The organism is Mycoplana sp. MJR14 (assembly GCF_029210525.1).
GTDB lineage: Bacteria > Pseudomonadota > Alphaproteobacteria > Rhizobiales > Rhizobiaceae > Mycoplana.
Genome location: NZ_JARGEO010000017.1, coordinates 22,621 through 40,365, shown reverse-complemented (window position 1 = coordinate 40,365; position 17,745 = coordinate 22,621). Strand labels below are relative to the sequence as shown.

The 17,745-nt window shown below is 66.8% G+C and carries 16 protein-coding genes; 3 read left to right on the top strand and 13 right to left on the bottom strand.

Annotated features, from left to right (window positions below):
* A complete protein-coding gene (locus tag P0086_RS24310) occupies positions 1-459 on the top strand; it encodes a DUF6790 family protein (RefSeq protein WP_275790681.1) in 459 nt (152 codons plus the stop codon).
* Between the two features lie 33 nt (positions 460-492).
* Here P0086_RS24310 and P0086_RS24305 read toward each other — a convergent pair whose 3' ends face one another.
* The 11 genes from P0086_RS24305 to P0086_RS24255 all read right to left on the bottom strand — a co-directional run bounded on the left by P0086_RS24305 (position 493) and on the right by P0086_RS24255 (position 11,587).
* A complete protein-coding gene (locus P0086_RS24305; RefSeq protein WP_112614837.1) occupies positions 493-1,239 on the bottom strand; it encodes an SDR family NAD(P)-dependent oxidoreductase in 747 nt (248 codons plus the stop codon).
* A gap of 42 nt (positions 1,240-1,281) precedes the next feature.
* Positions 1,282-2,181, bottom strand: a complete 900-nt coding sequence (locus P0086_RS24300) for a carbohydrate ABC transporter permease (RefSeq protein ID WP_112599831.1) — start codon at positions 2,179-2,181, stop codon at positions 1,282-1,284.
* Positions 2,182-2,194: 13 nt separating this feature from the next.
* The gene (locus P0086_RS24295) at positions 2,195-3,127 is read right to left on the bottom strand and encodes a sugar ABC transporter permease (RefSeq protein ID WP_112609736.1); all 933 of its coding nucleotides are present in this window, start codon (positions 3,125-3,127) and stop codon (positions 2,195-2,197) included.
* Between the two features lie 121 nt (positions 3,128-3,248).
* Positions 3,249-4,556 (bottom strand): ABC transporter substrate-binding protein, encoded by a 1,308-nt coding sequence (locus tag P0086_RS24290; protein WP_112599833.1) that lies wholly within the window; start codon positions 4,554-4,556, stop codon positions 3,249-3,251.
* A 159-nt stretch (positions 4,557-4,715) separates the two neighbouring features.
* Positions 4,716-5,783, bottom strand: coding sequence for a sn-glycerol-3-phosphate ABC transporter ATP-binding protein UgpC (gene ugpC, locus P0086_RS24285; RefSeq protein WP_112599834.1), 1,068 nt, complete (start codon positions 5,781-5,783; stop codon positions 4,716-4,718).
* A 100-nt stretch (positions 5,784-5,883) separates the two neighbouring features.
* Positions 5,884-6,660 (bottom strand): SDR family oxidoreductase, encoded by a 777-nt coding sequence (locus P0086_RS24280; RefSeq protein ID WP_112609738.1) that lies wholly within the window; start codon positions 6,658-6,660, stop codon positions 5,884-5,886.
* Positions 6,660-7,643 (bottom strand): D-erythronate dehydrogenase, encoded by a 984-nt coding sequence (denD, locus tag P0086_RS24275; RefSeq protein ID WP_275790665.1) that lies wholly within the window; start codon positions 7,641-7,643, stop codon positions 6,660-6,662. The genes P0086_RS24280 and denD overlap by 1 nt, the downstream gene beginning before the upstream one ends.
* 42 nt (positions 7,644-7,685) lie before the next feature.
* On the bottom strand, positions 7,686-8,459 hold the full coding sequence (locus P0086_RS24270) for a FadR/GntR family transcriptional regulator (protein WP_112609742.1): 774 nt from the start codon (positions 8,457-8,459) through the stop codon (positions 7,686-7,688).
* A 200-nt stretch (positions 8,460-8,659) separates the two neighbouring features.
* Entirely contained in the window at positions 8,660-9,301 is a 642-nt protein-coding gene (otnC, locus tag P0086_RS24265) for a 3-oxo-tetronate 4-phosphate decarboxylase (RefSeq protein ID WP_275790664.1), read from the bottom strand.
* On the bottom strand, positions 9,298-10,563 hold the full coding sequence (gene otnK, locus P0086_RS24260) for a 3-oxo-tetronate kinase (RefSeq protein WP_275790663.1): 1,266 nt from the start codon (positions 10,561-10,563) through the stop codon (positions 9,298-9,300). The genes otnC and otnK overlap by 4 nt, the downstream gene beginning before the upstream one ends.
* A gap of 22 nt (positions 10,564-10,585) precedes the next feature.
* Positions 10,586-11,587 carry a LacI family DNA-binding transcriptional regulator gene (locus P0086_RS24255; protein ID WP_275790662.1) on the bottom strand — a complete coding sequence of 334 codons (1,002 nt, stop codon included), beginning with the start codon at positions 11,585-11,587 and terminating at the stop codon, positions 10,586-10,588.
* 116 nt (positions 11,588-11,703) lie between these two features.
* Here P0086_RS24255 and ltnD point away from each other — a divergent pair, with 116 nt between their 5' ends.
* Positions 11,704-12,621, top strand: coding sequence for an L-threonate dehydrogenase (gene ltnD / locus P0086_RS24250; RefSeq protein ID WP_275790661.1), 918 nt, complete (start codon positions 11,704-11,706; stop codon positions 12,619-12,621).
* Position 12,622: 1 nt separating this feature from the next.
* Positions 12,623-13,405 (top strand): 2-oxo-tetronate isomerase, encoded by a 783-nt coding sequence (gene otnI, locus P0086_RS24245; RefSeq protein ID WP_275790660.1) that lies wholly within the window; start codon positions 12,623-12,625, stop codon positions 13,403-13,405.
* 21 nt (positions 13,406-13,426) lie between these two features.
* On the opposite strand, the gene P0086_RS24240 is transcribed toward otnI, so the two are convergent.
* Entirely contained in the window at positions 13,427-16,504 is a 3,078-nt protein-coding gene (locus P0086_RS24240; protein ID WP_275790659.1) for an efflux RND transporter permease subunit, read from the bottom strand.
* 10 nt (positions 16,505-16,514) lie between these two features.
* The gene (locus tag P0086_RS24235; protein WP_112609756.1) at positions 16,515-17,621 is read right to left on the bottom strand and encodes an efflux RND transporter periplasmic adaptor subunit; all 1,107 of its coding nucleotides are present in this window, start codon (positions 17,619-17,621) and stop codon (positions 16,515-16,517) included.
* Positions 17,622-17,745 lie beyond the last annotated feature (124 nt).

The window sequence follows — 17,745 nt, the reverse complement described above, 5'->3', positions numbered from 1 at the left end:
ATGTACCTGCTGATGCTCCTGGCGCTGATGGTCGTGCTGCCGGTCGTCTCGATCCTGATCGAGCAGGCGTCGGGCGGCGACGCCACCCTGCTCTTTCTGGTCGGCAAGTGGTTCGTCTTCTGGATCGTCGGCGTCCGCCTGCTGCTGGCCGGCATCCGGCAGGTCGCGCAGCCTTCGTACACGGCGACGAAAATCTTCCGGATCGAGGATCCGCAGGCCGAGAAGCTCGTCACCGAGATCGGCTTCGGTAACCTCGCCATGGGCCTCGTCGGCGTGCTGACGCTCCTGGAACCGGCCTGGCTCGTCCCCGCGGGCATCACCGGCGGGCTCTATCTCGGGCTCGACGGGGTCAAGCACGCCATGAATGCCGACCGCTCGAAGGCGGAGAACATAGCCATGGCGACCGACGTCTTCGGCGCCGCCGTCATCGCCGTCGGCGTCATCGCCCGGCTGGCCTGAGCAGCCAGCACGGGCGGCCACAGCGTCCCGCCCTCAATAGGTGGCGCGGCCGCCGGACAGGTCGAACACCGCGGCGGTCGTGAAGCTGTTTTCCTTCGACACCAGCCAGGCGACCATGGAGGCCGCCTCCTCGACCTCGAGGAACCGGCCGCGCGGGATGCGCGAACGCATATACTCGATGAATTCCGGCGTCAGCTGCTCGAGGATGCGGGTCTCGGCCGTGGCCGGGGTGATGCAGTTAACGGCGATGTCGTAGGCGGCGAGTTCCTTGCCGAGCGATTTCGTCATGCCGATCACGGCGGCCTTCGAGGCCGAGTAGGCGGATGCGTTCGGATTGCCCTCCTTGCCGGCGATCGAGGCGATGTTGACAATCCGCCCGTAGTTGCGCGCCTTCATGCCCGGAACGATCGCGCGGCAGACGTGGAACGTGCCGTGCAGGTTGACGTCGATGATCTTCTTCCAGGTGGCGATGTCGTAGGTGTCGAGCGGCGCCGCCGGTCCGGCGATGCCGGCCGAGTTGACGACGATCGAGATCGGACCGCCCGCAGCCTCCGTCTCCGCCGTGGCCCTTTCGACCATGGTCCAGTCGGTCACGTCCACCGTGACTGTCCGTGCCTGCGGACCGAGTTCGGCACGCGCCCTCTCCAGAAGCGCGCCGTCCATGTCCCAGAGCGTCACACCTGCCCCCGAGGCGACCATGCGCCTGGCCATGGCAAAGCCGAGCCCCTGGGCGCCGCCGGTGATGACGGCGTGCTGGCCCGAAAGGTCAAAGTTGTTCATCGCAAATCCATCCCTGAAAAGAAGTGCTGAAAGGTGACGCCGCTATTCCTTCACCGCGCCCGTCATCGACGACACGTAGTAGTCGACGAAGAAGGAGTAGAGGATCACGACCGGCAGCGAGCCGAACAGCGCCCCCGCCATCAGCGATCCCCATTCGAAGACGTCGCCGCGCACCAGCTCCGTCAGCACCCCGACCGGCACCGTCTTGTTCTCAGACGACTGGATGAAGGTCAGCGCATAGATGAACTCGTTCCACGACAGGGTGAAGGCGAAGATGCCGGCCGAGATCAGGCCCGGCACGGCGAGCGGAAGGATGATCCGGATCAGGATCTGCCAGCGCGTCGCCCCGTCGACCAGCGCGCTCTCCTCCAGCTCGAACGGGATCGAGCGGAAATAGCCCATCAGGAGCCAGGTGCAGAAGGGAATGAGGAACGTCGGATAGGTGAAGATCAGCGCCAGCTTGGAATCGTACATGCCGAGCTTGAAGACGATGAAGGCGAGCGGGATGAACAGGATCGACGGCGGCACCAGATAGGCGAGGAAGATCATCAGTCCGACCGGCCGCGACCCGGTGAAGCGCACGCGCTCGATCGCATAGGCTCCGAAGACGGAGGCGGCGAGCGACAGGAAGGTCGAGCAGACCGCCACCAGCATCGTGTTCCACAGCCAGCCCGGATAGGAGGTCTCGAACAGCAGGTACTTGATGTGGTCCAGCGTCGGCGCGACCACCCAGAAGGGGCTGTAGTTGTTGTAGTCCGTCAGCTGGGCGTTCGGCTTGATGGCGGTGATCGCCATCCAGTAGAACGGGAACAGAAGCACGAAGACGAACACGGCCATGGGCAGGTAGAGAACCATGACCCGCCGCGGCAGGCGGTTCAGGTAGCTCATCCCTTCGGCATTGTCGGTCAGGACGTCCGGCTGGATCTTTGTGGTCGAGGTCATCGTCATTCTCCAATCAATCCTGGCCGCCCTGCTGCCATTTGCGGCGCTGCAGACCGAAGAAGCTGAACATGATGGCGGCGAGCAGGAAGGGGATCATGGCGACCGCGATCGCCGCGCCTTCGCCGAGCTGCCCGCCCGGAATGCCGCGCTGGAACGACAGCGTCGCCATCAGGTGCGTCGCGTTCACCGGCCCGCCCTTGGTCAGCACGTAGATCAGCTGGAAATCGGTGAAGGTGAAGAGCACCGAGAACGTCATGACGACGGCGATGATGGGGGTGAGCATCGGCAGCGTGACATAGCGGAAGCGCTGCCAGTGGGTGGCGCCGTCGAGCGAGGCGGCCTCCTGCAGCGAGGCGGGGATCGTCTGCAGGCCGGCGAGCAGCGAGATCGCCACGAAGGGGATGCCGCGCCAGACATTGGCGGCGATCACCGAGATGCGGGCGTTTGTCGGGTCGCCGAGGAAGTTGATCGGACCGTCGATCAGCCCAAGGCGCATCAGCGACCAGGACAGGATCGAGAACTGGCTGTCGAAGATCCACCAGAAGGCGAGCGCCGAAAGCACCGTCGGCACCACCCAGGGCAAAAGCACGATGGCGCGGAAGAAGGATTTGAACGGCAGGTTCTCGTTCAGGAGCAGCGCCAGCCACAACCCGAGCGCGAACTTCAGGATCGAGGCGATCAGCGTGTAGAATAGCGTGTTGAAGACGGCGAGCCAGAACACCTTGTCGCGGGCGAGAAAGATGTAGTTCTCGAGCCCGATGAAGATGCCGTCGCGGCCGATGCGCGTATCGGTGAAGCCGAGCCAGACGCCGAGGCCGAGCGGATAGGTCAGAAAGCAGACGAGAAAGACAGCCGCCGGCAGCATGAAGAAGAAGCCGAGCAGGTTGTTGTTCTGCAGCCAGGGCGCCGAGGTCGCTGTCGGCTGGGTCGTGGTCACGGTCGTCATCGGGCGTCTCCGGCGATGCGGTTGCACGGAAATTCAGGGCGGCAGCATCGATGTGCCGCACGGGCGTTCCGGGAAGGCGCGGGGGAGAGTCCGCGCCTTCCCTCTGCGAGGCTGCGGGGGCTCAGACGCGATAGTAGCGGTTGGCCCGGCGCTCCGCCTCGACCATGGCTTCTTCCGGCGTCATCTGCCCGGTGACGGCCGCGGCGAACATGTCGACCAGCACGTAGTCGGCCATGGTGCCGGCGGACGCATAGCCGAGCGGGCCGGCATAGCCGTTGGGACGCAGCGTCTCGGAGGCCTTGGCATAGGGCGCAAGGATCGGCGAAGAGGTCCAGACCGGATTGTCGGCGAAGGCCTTGAGCGGCTGGCAGCAATAGCCGCTCGCGCTCTGGATCCACGCGTTCATCTGGTCGGCTTCCATCATGAACTTGATGTAGGCCTTGGCCGCTTCCGGATACTTGGTGTGGCTGAACAGGAGCAGCGAGCTCGTCTGGTGCAGTTCCACGCTCTGGCCGACCGGGCCGATCGGGAAGTTGGTGGTGCGGATGTCGGCGGCGATCTCGGCCAGCGCCGGGTCCTTCATGGCCGCATAGTAGACCGAGACGCCGTTGGCGATCAGCGACACCTGCCCGGCGAGGAACGCGCGGTTGTTGTTGATGTCCTGCCAGCTTTCGGTTCCGGGGATGAAGGTCTCGTAGAGCGCCTTGGCATAGTTGATCGCCTTCAGGGTCTCCGGGCTGTTGATGGTGACCGCGCCGCTTTCGTCGACCATCTTGCCGCCATGGCTCCACAGCAGCCAGTGCGCATAGTTGTTGCCGTCACCGACCGCCTTGCCGTGCGGGAAGCCGGCCGGCGTGCCCTTGGCCTTCATCGCCTTGCACAGCTCGAGGAAGCCGTCGGTGTCCTTGGGGAACTCGCTGAAGCCGGCGGCCTTCATGTGGCTGTCGCGGTAGACGACGGCGTTGCCGATCGCCGTCAGCGGGATGGCGATGAACTTGTCGTCGCGCGTGGCATAGCCCTTCATGCCGTCATACCAGCCGCCGTACTTGCCGCCGAGATAGGTGGCGAGTTCGGTCATGTCGACGAGCTTGTCGGGGTACTGGTGCGCATCGTCGAACCAGCACATCACCATGTCCGGGCCGGAGCCGACGTTCGCAGCGACGGCGGCCTTCGGGCGGATGTCCTCCCAGCTCTCCTTGTCGATGCGGACTTCGACGCCGGTCGCCTCGGTGAACTTCGCCGTATTGGCGAGCCAGGCGTCCTCGTCGCCCTTGACGAAGGGCGTCCAGCGCAGGAGCCTGAGGCTGGCGCCTTCCTCGGGCTTGTACACGGGTTCCGCGGTCTGGGCGAACGACGGGCGGATGCCGAGACCGGCAATGCCCGCGACTGCGGCAGATGCTGCAAGAAAATCACGTCTCTTGAACGTCATGAAAGCTCCTCCTCGAAAATTACGGGAACATCGGTTTCCGGCATCCGCCGTCCCGTGTGGCGAATGCTGCGGCATCGGCTCCCGGCATCGCCGGAAACACCCGTCGGGCGACGGCGTGGCAGGGCTCCTCTCCCTCGCCCACGCCGTCCGCGACAGTATTCAATCGAACAGCCGGCGGCCGCTCTCGACATCGAAGAGATGCACGTGCTCGGCATCGATCTTCAGGTGAATGGTCTCGCCGGGGCGGACGTCGACGCGCTCGCGGAACACGCAGGTCACCTCGGTGCCGCCGAGGCGCACGATCATCTGCGTCTCGTAGCCGGTCGGCTCGATCACCACGACCTCGGCCGGCAGCCCCTCGCCGGCTAGCGCCATGTATTCGGGGCGCAGGCCGTAGATGAGGTCGCGGCCCTTCGCCGCCGCGGGCGGCCGGCTGACCGGCAGGGCGGTGCCGTCGGTTGCGACGAAGCGGGTCGGATCGCTCGCGTCGAGGCGACCCTTGATCATGTTCATCGCCGGCGACCCGATGAAGCCTGCGACGAAGAGGTTCGCCGGACGGTCATAGAGCTCAAGCGGCGCGCCGATCTGCTCGACGACGCCGTCGTGCATGACGACGATCTTGTCGGCCATGGTCATGGCCTCGATCTGGTCGTGGGTGACGTAGACGGTCGTCGTCTTCAGCCGCTGGTGCAGCTCCTTGATCTCGGCCCGCATGGCCACGCGCAGCTTGGCGTCGAGGTTCGACAGCGGTTCGTCGAAGAGGAACACCTGCGGATCGCGCACGATCGCCCGCCCCATCGCGACGCGCTGGCGCTGCCCGCCCGAGAGCTGGCGCGGAAAGCGGTCGAGCAGCTTGGTCAGGCCCAGGATCTCGGCCGCCGCATTGACGCGCTTGTCGATCTCGGCCTTCGCCGAGCCGTTCAGCATCAGCGAGAACGCCATGTTGTCGGCGACCGTCATATGCGGGTAGAGCGCATAGTTCTGGAACACCATGGCGATGTCGCGATCCTTCGGCGGCAGCGCGTTGACGGTGCGCCCGCCGATGCGGATCTCGCCGGCGGTGATGTTCTCCAGCCCCGCGAGCATCCGCAGGAGCGTCGACTTCCCGCAACCGGAAGGACCGACCAGGATGACGAACTCGCCGTCCTCGATCTGTATGTCGACGCCCTTGATGACCGGAAAGGCACCAAACGATTTTTTCACATCGACGAAGTCGACACCTGCCATCTGCGTTCCTCCCAGAACGTTGTTCCTCTTCCCCGGCCACGGCGGCGGCCCGCCTCGGGCCGCCTGTCGCCGCGCCGGGACGCGTCTTTGCCGGTGGCCGCTAGCCGCGGCCGACCAGCGGCATCTTCGTCGCCATCACCGTCATGGTCAGCACGTTCGCCTCCAGCGGCAGGCTCGCCATGTAGACGACGGCGTCGGCGATGTGCTCGACGGCGATCGTCGGCTCCGTCGCGACCTCGCCGTTCGCCTGGAGCACGCCCGAACTCATCCGCGCCGTCATGTTCGTCGCGGCATTGCCGATGTCGATCTGGCCGCAGGCGATGTCGAACGGCCGTCCGTCGAGCGCGGTGGATTTCGTCAGCCCGGTGATCGCGTGCTTGGTCGCGGTATAGGGCGCGGAGTGCGGCCGCGGCGTGGTGGCCGAAATCGAGCCGTTGTTGATGATCCGCCCGCCACGCGGCACCTGCGTCTTCATCAGTTTCAGCGCCTGCTGCGTGCAAAGGAAGGCGCCGGTCAGGTTGGCGGACACGACGTTGTTCCACTGCTCGAACGTCAGCTCCTCCATCGGGATCGCCGGCGCGTTGGAGCCGGCATTGTTGACGAGAAGGTCGAGCCGGCCGAACGCGCCGCGCACCGTCTCGAACAGGCTTGCGACCTGGGCGGGATCGCCGATGTCGCAGGGAACCGCCCGCACCGTCGCACCGGTCTGCCTGGCGATGTCCGCAGCCGCCGCCTCCAGCACGTCCGCGCGACGGCCGGTGATGACGACGACATAGCCCTCGGCGGCGAGCGCTTCGGCCATGCCGCGCCCGACCCCGGTGCCGCCGCCGGTGACGAGCGCGATTCGGCCCTTGCCCGTCTCATCCCTGCGCGCCATCAGATCTTTCCTCCCAGTTCGTCTTCGATATGGATCCTGATGATCTCGTCGAAGGTCGTCTCCGCCGTAAACCCGAGTGCGCGGGCGCGCCTTGCGTCGAAGTCGGTCGCCCAGCCGGAGACGATCCGGCGGATGACCGGGTCGGGCTCGCGGCGGATCAGCTTGACCGCCTTCTCTCCGGCGACCCGCCTCAGCGCCTCGATCTCCTCGCCGACCAGAGCGGAGAGCCCCGGCATCGTCAGGTTGCGGCGGGGGCCGATCGCGGACGTATCCATCCGCGCCGCATGCAGGAAAAAGCCGACCGCCGACCGCGGACTTGCAAACCAGTGGCGCACGCTCTCGTCGACCGGAAGCACGGCCTCCTTGCCGGACAAGGGTTCGCGCAGGATGTTGGAGAAGAAGCCGGACGCCGCCTTGTTCGGCGTGCCAGGGCGGATGCAGATGGTCGGCAGTCGGATGCCGACGCCGTCGAAGATGCCGCGGCGCGAATAGTCCGCGAGCAGGAGCTCGCAGATCGCCTTCTGCGTGCCGTAGCTCGTCAGCGGCGTGGTGAAGAACTCGTCGCCGATCTTCTCCGGGAACGGCTCGCCGAAGACGGCGATCGACGAGGCGAAGATCATCCGCGGGCTATAGGGCGCGCGCAGGCCCTCGTGCCTGATCGCCTCGAACAGCGCCCGCGTGCCGTCGAGATTGACCCGGTAGCCCTTGTCGAAATCGGCTTCCGCCTCGCCGGAGACGATGGCGGCAAGATGGAAGATCAGGTCGGGGCGCATGGCGGCCAGCCGCGTCGCCTCGCCCGGCTCCGAAAGGTCGGCGGCAATCGCCGTGCCGACGCCGGAGAACGCCGCGGGGACCGCGGGCTCGATGACGTCGACCAGCGTCAGCCGGTCCACCTCCGCCCCGACCGCCGCCGGATAGGCCGCCATCGCCTCTACCAGTTTGCGGCCGACCATGCCTGCCGCACCAATCACCATTACATGCATATGCGGCCAACCCTCCCAGTTGTGCCGTCCGGAATGGCCGGATCAGCGTGCCGTTTCCACTCCCGTCTCCTCCGGGCCTTGCTGGACCTTGGCCAGCAATTCCCGTGTCGTCTCGTAAATGCGCGTCAGGTGATGCCGGAAGGCCGCGATGACGGCGTCGCGATCGCGCCGCTTCAGCGCGGCGACGATCTCGGCATGGTCCTGGTAGCTAGCGTCGATCGCGCCGGGGCGCGACATGGCGACACGCCGGTGGTTCATCATGTAGGTATAGAGATCGGTGACGAAGTCCGAGAGCAGCGCGTTCCCGCAGGCGCGATAGATCGCCAGGTGGAATTCCCGGTCGCAGATCAGAAAGCGCATCGGGTCGTCACCCCCCAGCTTCTGGGCTTCCAGCAGGCTGTCGAGCTTCTCCAGGGTCTCGGCATCCACGCGCTCCGCCGCGTCGCCGACGACCTTCAGTTCGATGTGCAGCCGCGCCGCATGCACCGAATCCAGGTCGTAGCTGTCGATGGCGTTGGGCGTGGCGATCGTCACGGTGAGATCGCTGAGATCGACATTGGCGACCCTCGTCCTGCTGCCGTGCGAGACCTCGACGATCCCCCGCGCGGCGAGCGACTGCACCGCGCCCCGCACCGTCTCCCGGCTGACATGCAGCACCTGCGCCAGCTCCCTTTCACCGGGAAGCTCGTCGCCGGGACGCAGCATGTTGGTCGCAATCAGCACCATCAGCTTTTCCGCGATCACGTCACGCGCGGTGCGGCGGTCGAGGCTGTGCCCGACTTTCGGCATCTGCGTGAGGATTGGTCGCTCGCCCATGCACCGTACTCGCTGCCAACTGGCTACTGGTTGGTCCACCAGATCAGTTGCGATTGAACGAGCAAAAGTATGACTAGTCAATCCAAGTTCGTCGCGGCGGCGCACCAAAAAACGCCGCCCGGATTGTGCACCGCAAAGGCCGGCGCCGCGCACGGGTCCGCTGCGCATTCGAGACGACACGTTCGAGAGCATCGCCCGCCTCATTTCCGTGCCAGCTCGTCGCGCTGCCGGGCGGTCAACGGCCGGATGCGCTCGCCCCGCAGCATCAGGAACAGCTTTGCGGTCTCCTCCAGTTCCTCGGTGGCATATTGCGCCTCGCGCAAGGTCGCCCCGGCCACCACCGGTCCATGATTGGCAAGCAACACCGCATGGCTGGTGCGCGCCTTCTCCGCCACCGCCCCGGCGAGCGCGGCATCCCCCGGAGGATAGTAGGGCACGAGCGGCAGCCGGCCGACGCGCATGACGTAGTAGGCCGTCAGCGGCGGCAGCAGGTCGGCCTCGTCCAGTCCCTCGATGAGGCTGACGGCCACCGCGTGCGTGGAATGCAGGTGCACGACGGCGCCGGCATCCTGCCGCTCGCAATACATGCACTGGTGCAGGAACGCCTCCTTGGTGGGCTTGTCGCCGGACAGGTGAACGCCCTCGGCGGAGAATTTCGACAGCCGCCCGGGATCGAGCGCGCCGAGCGAGGCATTCGTCGGCGTCATCAACAGCTCGCCGTTCGACAGCCGCGCGCTGATGTTGCCGGTCGAGCCGAAGGTGAACAGCCGGTCGAACAGCGACTTGCCGACGGCTGTGATCTCGTCGCGCATGCGCGTCTCTTCCGACAGGATCGCCGTCATGCCAGCACCCTCCAGGCCTTGGAGAAGAAATCGACGCCGCCGAAGTTCCCCGACTTCAGCGCCAGCGCCACCGGCCGGTCGTCGCCGAGGCTGTGCGTCCAGGGCACGCCCGGATCGATCTCCGGGCCGATCAGCAGCGCGGACACGCCGAGCGCGCCGACGACGGCGCCGGATGTCTCGCCGCCGGCGACGAGGAAGCGGGAGTAGCCGCGCTCGCGCAATGCTGCGGCGACGTCGGCCAGGAAATGTTCGACCAGTTCGCCGGCCCGCTCGCGGCCGAGCCGCGCCTGTGCCGCTCGGACGGCCTCGGGGTCGGCGCTGGAATAGACGAGCGGCACCGTGTCGGCAGAAGCCGCCACCCAGTCGACGACCGCCCGCGGCGAGACGCTGCCCTCGGCGATCGCGAGCGGATCGATCCTGAACGAGGGCGTTCCCGCGGCGATCGCAGCCTCGATCTGGCCGCGCGTCGCCGCCGAGCAGGAGCCTGCAAGCATGACCGCGCGGCCGGTCGGCGCCTCGAAACGGCGGGCTCCGGTGTTCTCACCGAGCAATCCGGCACGCCGGAAATTCTCCGGCAGCCCGATCGCGATGCCCGATCCGCCGGTGACGAGCTTCAAGTCCGCGGCGGCCTCGCCGATCACCCGCAGGTCGTCGTCCGTGATCGCATCGACCACGACGACGCGCTGGCCGCCCGACCGCGCCTTCGCAAAGGAGTCCCGCACGGCCGCCGGCCCCTTGGCCACCACCTCGCGCGTGACCAGCCCGACCGACGAGCGTGTCTGCGCCTGCATCAGCCGGACGAGGCTGGAATCGGTCATGGGCGTCAGCGGATGATCCTTCATCGGGCTTTCCGACAGAAGCTGGTCGCCGACGAACAGATGCCCGCGATAGACCGTACGCCCGTTCGTCGGGAACGCCGGGCAGACGATCGCCAGGTCCGCGCCGAGATCGTCCATCAGCGCCTCCGTCACCGGCCCGATATTGCCGGCAGGCGTCGAATCGAAGGTCGAGCAGTACTTGAAGATGATCTGGCGGGCGCCGGCGCCGGCGAGGCACACAAGCGCCTCGCGCGACAGCGCCACGGCGTCGGCCGCCGGGATGGTGCGGGACTTCAGCGCGACGACCACGGCATCGATGCCTGCGAAGTCGAAATCCACGGGCGGCACGCCGACCGTCTGCACCGTCCGCATCCCCTCGCGCGCAAGCGTCAGGGCGAGATCGGTCGCACCGGTCAGGTCGTCGGCTATCGCTCCCAGAAGCATGGTATCCCTCCTGCAATCCTGCTCATGCCGTGGCACCCTCGACGATCTCGAAGCCGGTATCGATGATCTGCGGCTCCGGCGGGCGTTCCCGCGCCGCCAGCAGCGTCTCGGCAGCCGTCCGTCCGATCAGGAACCGGTTGGAACGGATCGTCGACAGCGGCCGCGGCAACGCCTGTCCGATGTCGAGGCCGTTGAAGCCGAAGAGGGCCAGCTTCTCGGGGATGGCTATTCCGGCGCCCAGGCAGTGCATGAAGCCGCCGACCGCCATGTCGTCATTGGAAAAGACGACGGCATCGACGTCCCCGCCGTCCCGGAGCAGTTGCGCCAGGGCCTCGCGCCCCGCCATCGTCGAGCTCCCGCCCTCGAACCGGAACTCGCCGGCCAGCGCCAGGCCGGCCTCCCGCAACCCTTCGCGAAGGCCTTCGTAGCGGAACCGGGCGCGCCGGTCGGCGGCCCAGTCATGGCCGACATAGCCGATCCGCCGGTAGCCGCGCGCCGCAAGATGGCGCGCGCTCGCCCTGCCCGCTCCCCGGTGGGAAAGGCCGACGGCGATGTCGATCGGACGGTCGTCGATGTCCATCAGCTCGGCGACCCGGATGCCGCTCTGCAGCAGCATCCGCCGGCTCGCATCGGTGTGGTCGAAGCCGGTGGTGACGATGGCCGCGGGCTGCCAGGCGAGCAGCGAGGCCAAGAGCTTCTGCTCCTGCAAAAGATCGTAGTCCGTCACCCCGATCATCGCCTCGTAGGGCGTATCGGCAAGCGCCGCATGGATGCCGCGCAGCACTTCGGGGAAGACGATGTTCGACAGCGACGGCAGGAGGACGCCGATGATGAGGGAGGAGGACGAGGCGAGCGAGCCGGCCGCGCGGTTGGGCACATAGCCGAGGCTTTCGATCGCCTCGATCACCCGCTTGCGCGTTTCCTCGGCGATCGGCCCCTTGTTGCGGATGACGCGCGAGACCGTGTTCTCGCTCACCTCCGCAAGCCGCGCCACATGCGCCAGAGTGGGCGCTTCCCGTTGCATCGTCGGACCATCCTCCCCAAAACTATCTCAGCGCTAACATAAACTCTTGAACCTGGCTAGAGGATATGGTTTGTAAAAGTGTTAGCGCTGAGATTTATTTGTGGGAGGGAAAATCCATGTCCAGTCGCCGTGCCACCGTCGCCGTGATCGGCCTGGGCTCGATGGGCCTCGGAATGGCCCGTTCCCTCCTGCGCGAGGGACACGACGTGCGCGGTTTTGACGTCAGTCCCACCGCACTCGCCGCCCTCGTGGAGGCGGGCGGCAGCGCCTGCACCAGTCCCGCCGATGCCGCCGCCGCGGCCGAGATCGTCGTGGTCGTGGTGGTCAACGCCGCCCAGACCGAAACCGTCCTGTTCGGCGAAGGCGGCGCCGTCGACGCGCTGGCGCCGGGAGCGGCGATCATATCCTGCGCCACCATGGCCCCGACCGAGGCGAAGGACTTCGCAAAGCGCGCGGGCGAGCGCGGCATCCACTATGTCGACGGCCCGATCAGCGGCGGCTCGGTCAGGGCCAGCAGCGGCGAGCTGACCTTCATGGCCTCCGGTTCGCCCGATGCCTTCGCCGCCGCCCGGCCGGCGCTCGACGCCATGGCCGCCACCGTCTACGAACTCGGCGACCAGCCCGGCGTCGGCTCCTCCTTCAAGATCGTCAACCAGTTGCTCGCCGGCGTCCATATCGCCGCCGCCTGCGAGGCGATCACCTTCGCCCGCAGCCTCGATCTCGACATCTCCCGCGTCTTCGAGGTGATCACCAAGTCGGCCGGCAACAGCTGGATGTTCGAAAACCGCATCCCGCACGTGCTGTCGGGCGACTACACGCCCCACAGCGCGGTGTCGATCTTCACCAAGGACCTTGGCATCGTCTCCGACATCGGCCGGCGGCAGAAGTTCCCGTTGCCGATCGCAAGCGCAGCCCTGCAGCTCTTCATCATGACGGAGGCCGCCGGCATGGGGCGCGACGACGACAGCTCCGTCGCCCGGCTTCTCGCCAGGATCGCCGGCGTCGATCTGCCGGGCATGGAGCAGGACGCCTGACATGCCCCGCTTCGCCGCCAATCTTTCCATGATGTTCAACGAGCACGCCTTCCTGGATCGCTTCCAGGCGGCCGCCGATGCCGGCTTCGAGGCCGTCGAATATCTCTTCCCCTACGACCATCCGGCCGAGACCGTGGCCGGGCGGCTCGCCTCGGCCGGGCTCGCGCAGGCGCTGTTCAACATGCCGCCGGGCGACTGGGCGAAGGGCGACCGCGGTCTGGCCGCCCTCCCCGATCGCAAGCACGAGTTCCGCGCCGCGGTCGACACGGCCATTCGCTATGCCGGGGTCATCGGCACGCCGCTCCTGCACATGATGGCGGGCCTGGCCGACGCCGATGATCCGGAGGCGATCCGCTGCTATCGCGATTCGCTTCGCTATGCCGCCGAACGGACCGGGCAGGCCGGCATCGGCCTCGTCATCGAGCCGATCAACCGGCGCGACATGCCCGGCTACTTCCTCAACGACTTCGACCGCGCCCTGGACTTCGTCAGGGAGCTCGGCCTGCCGCATGTCCGGCTGCAGTTCGACATCTACCACCGCCAGATCCTGCATGGCGACGTGATCATGGCGCTGCGCGCGATGATGCCGCATGTCGGCCACATCCAGACGGCCTCCGTGCCCCTGCGCAACGAGCCCGGCACCGGCGAGTTGAACGACGCCATGATCTTCGCCGAGATCGATGCGCTGGGCTATGCCGGCTACGTCGGCTGCGAGTATCGTCCGCGCGGTGCGACGCTGGACGGTCTCGGCTGGATGAAGGCGCTGAACACCCCGCGCGGGTGAGGCGCTCCGCCGTCCCTGACGCTACTCGGCGGCGGCCGCAGGCAGGTATTCGACGTTTTTCGGTGCCTCCTCGGCCTCGATCGTGCGTCCGAACACGGAATAGACCATCGGCACCACGAACAGCGTGAGCAGCGTCCCGAACGACATGCCGCCGACGATGACCCAGCCGATCTGCTGGCGGCTTTCGGCGCCGGCGCCCGTCGCGAGCGCCAACGGCACCGCGCCCAGCACCATGGCGCCGGTGGTCATCAGGATCGGCCGGAGCCGCAGGGCGGCGGAATCGATGACGGCGGCGAGCCGGTCTTGGCCCGCCTCCTGCTGCTGGTTGGCGAACTCGACGATCAGGATGCCGTGCTTGGTGATCAGGCCGACGAGCGTGACGAGGCCGATCTGCGAATAGACGTTCAGCGAGCCGCCCGCGAAATGGAGGGCGGCCAGCGCCCCCGTCACCGAGAGCGGGACCGAGATCATGATGATCAGCGGGTCGCGGAAACTCTCGAACTGCGCGGCGAGAACGAGGTAGATGAAGCCGAGGGCGAGGACGAAGACCACGGCCAGGCTCTGCCCCGAGGCCAGGAATTCGCGGCTGGGGCCGGAGACGTCCGTCTGCACGTTCTCCGGCAGGACCTCGCGCGCAAGCCCGTTCATGTAGGCCAGCACCTCGCCGGTGGAATATCCCGGCGCCAGGTTCGCCGAGACGGTGACCGACCGCATCTGGTTGAAGCGCTTCAGTTCCTGCGGCGCGACCGTTTCCGTCACCTTCACCAGGTTGGACAGCTGCACCATCTCGCCGCTGGCGGACCGGACGAAGATCGTCGACAGCGCGGCGGGCGAGGCGCGATCGGCGGCCGCGAGCTGCACGTAGACGTCATACTGCTCGCCGTCGATCTCGAAGCGGGTCACCTGGCGGCTGCCGAGCATCGTCTCCAGCGTCCGTCCGATATCGGCCACGTCGATGCCGAGGTCGGAGGCCTTGTCGCGGTCGATCTCGATCGTCATCTCCGGCTTGTTCAGCTTCAGGTCGGTGTCGACATTGGTGAGGCCGGGATAGTCGGACAGCCGATCGAGGAAGGCCTTGGTCTGCCCGTCGAGTTCCTCATAGCTGCTGGAGCTCTGCAGCACGAACTCGATCGGGCGGGCATTGTTGGAGGTGCCGAGCGAGGGCGGATTGCTGGCGAAGGCGTTGACGCCGGCGATGCGGCGGAGCTTGGGCAGAAGTTCGGCGACCAGGTCCTGCTGCGAGCGGCCGCGCGTGTCCCAGGGCTTCAGCCGCCCCATGGTCAGGAAGCGGTTGACCTCCGGAAAGCCCGTAATGGTCTGGATGCTGCCGACCTCGGCGACCGGCTTCAACAGGTCCTCCACCTGCCGCGCATAGCGCTCGGTATAGGCGAGCGTGGAGCCTTCCGGCGCCGTGCCCATGACCCGGATCACGCCGCGGTCCTCGACCGGCGCCAGCTCCTGGGGAAGCTGCAGGTAGAAATAGACGCTGCCGAAGGCGACGACGGCCGCCAGCATCGCCACCACGGGCCTTATCCGCAGCGAGGCGGACAGCAGCCTTCGATAGCCGCTCTCGAGCCCCGTCAGCCCGCGTTCGATGAAGGCCGAGATCCGCCCCGGCTTCTCCTGATGCCTCAGGAGTTTCGAGCACATCATCGGCGTCAGCGTCAGGGCGACGAAGCCCGACACCAGCACCGCGCCGGCCAGCGTCAGCGAGAACTCCAGGAACAGCCGCCCCGTCCGGCCGGCGGCAAAGGCGACCGGCGCATAGACGGCAGCCAGCGTCAGCGTCATGGCGATGACGGCAAAGCCGATCTCGCGCGTTCCCTTGATCGCCGCCGGCACCGGCTTCATCCCGTTTTCGATGTGGCGGAAGATGTTCTCCAGAACGACGATGGCATCGTCCACCACCAGGCCGATCGCCAGCACCATGGCCAGCAGCGTCAGCGTGTTCACGCTGAAGCCGAGCGCGTACATGATGGCGCAGGTCGCAACCAGCGAGATCGGGATCGTGACGATCGGAATGATCGAGGCGCGGGCGGAGCGGAGGAACAGCACGATCACGACCAGCACCAGCACGATCGCCTCGACGATCGTGTGGTAGACGGCGTCGATCGCCTCCTCGATGAACACGGAATTGTCGTTGCCGATGGCGCCCGTCATGCCCTCGGGAAGGTTCGCGTTGATGTCCGGCAGGATGGACTGCACGCCGGCCGACACGTCGAGCGGGTTCGCCACGGCCTGCTTGATGACGCCGACCACGATGGCGCTGTCGCCGTTGAAACGGCCGGAGCGCCGCTCGTCGGCGGCGCCGAGCTCGACGCGCGCCACCTCGCCGAGCCGCACCAGCACGCCGTCGCCGCGCTTGACGATGATCTTCTCGAACTGCTCGACATTGCTCAGCGCCGTCTTGGACAGCACGGTGAACTCGCGGTCGCTGCTCTCCAGCCGGCCGGCCGGGATTTCGACGTTCTGCGCCTCGAGCGCCCCCTCGATATCCTGCACGGTCAGCCCGAGAGAGGCGAGGCGCTCCCGGTCGACCCAGATCCGCATCGCATAGCGCCGCTCGCCGTAGATCTGCACGTCGGCGACGCCGTTCACGTTCTTGAAGCGGTCGACGATATTGCGGTCGACATAGTCCGTCAGGTCCAGCGGGCTCAGCCGGTCGCTGCGGAAGACGACGAACATCACCGGCTGGGCATCGGCCTCGACCTTGGAGATGACGGGTTCGGTGATCTCGTCCGGCAGTTGCCGGCGGACGCGGCTCACCCGATCGCGCACGTCGCTCGCCGCCACGTCCGGATCGACCTCCAGGCGGAAGCGCACGGTGATGCGGCTCGATTCGGCCCGGCTCGTCGATTCCAGCACGTCGATGCCGGCAATCCCGGCGATCGAGCCTTCGAGCACCTGCGTCACCTGGCTTTCGATGATGCTCGCGGACGCGCCGGGATAGGAGGTGACGACGGAGACGACCGGCTCGTCGATGTTCGGATATTCGCGGACCGTCAGGCGCTCATAGGAGACGACGCCGATCAGAAGCATCAGCAGGCTGAGCACCGTGGCGAAGACCGGCCGGCGGATGCAGAGTTCGGAAAATCCCATCCGGCGTCTCCTAGCCTTCGACCTGGGCGGTCTCGTTGCCGACGATCTCGACGCTTGCGCCGTTGCGCAGCCTGGTGTGGCCTGCCGTCACCACGACGGTGCCCGCCGTCAGGCCCTCCACCTCCGCCACGCCGATCCTGCGGGCGCCGACCGTGACGCGGCTTTCCTGCGCCTTGCCGTCCACGACGGTCCACACGAAGCGGTCCTGGCCGCGCGCCACGATGGCGGCCTCCGGAACCGTGACGACCTTGCGCTCCTCCAGGCCCCTGACGGTGATGCGCGCGAACAGGCCGGGCCGCAGCGCCAGATCCGCATTCGGCAGCCGGGCGCGGATGCTGATGGCGCGGCCGTTGACGTCCATCATCGGGTCGATCGCATAGACGGTACCGGGAAACGTCCTGCCGGGAATGGCGTCGACGGAAACCTCGAGCGTCTGGCCGATCTTCACCTTCTGCAGATTTGCCTCGGGAATCTTGAAGTCGACTTTCAGCACGTCGATCTTCTCCAGATTGACCAGCGCCGTGCCGATGCCGACGTAGCTTCCGGTCGAGACGCTGCGCAGGCCGACGACGCCGTCGAAGGGGGCGACGATATCGTGCTTGGAAAGCTGCACGCGCTGCGAGTTGAGGAGGGCGGTCGCGGTGTTGCGCTCGGCGATGGCCGAATCGAGGTCCCGGGTCGTGCCGGTGCCGTTTGCCGACATGCGCTGGGCGCGCTCATAATTGGTGTTGGCGAGATCGAGGCGCACCCTGATCTCCTCTTCCTCCGCCTTGGCAAGCGCATTGTCGAGGCTGACCAGCACCGTGCCGGCCTTGACCGGCTGGCCCTCGTCGAAGCGGATCGCCGCGATCCTGCCGGCGACCTCGGGCGCAAGCTGCACCGACTCGTCGGACTGCAGCGTCCCGATGGCGCTGATGTCGGCCGTCGAAGACGTTTCCGCCGCATCGGCGACCTCGACGGGGACGCTTGCCGGTCCGGAGCGCTGGCGCGCCGGTTCGCGTGCGGTCGAAAGGGTGGCCTGCGAGACGGCATCGAGATCGATCCACTTCCACTGGACCGCCGCCGCCCCGGCCGCTCCGGCAAAGACAACGGCCAGGATCACCGCCAACACCCTCATGAAAATCCTCATAAATTTGCTGCATTGCACAATACGGCCATCATTGCAGAAGGCAACGCGGGAAAAAAATGAAAATTCTGTAATGTCGGTCACCTGCCCTCACATTGTCGTTATCCGCAATCCC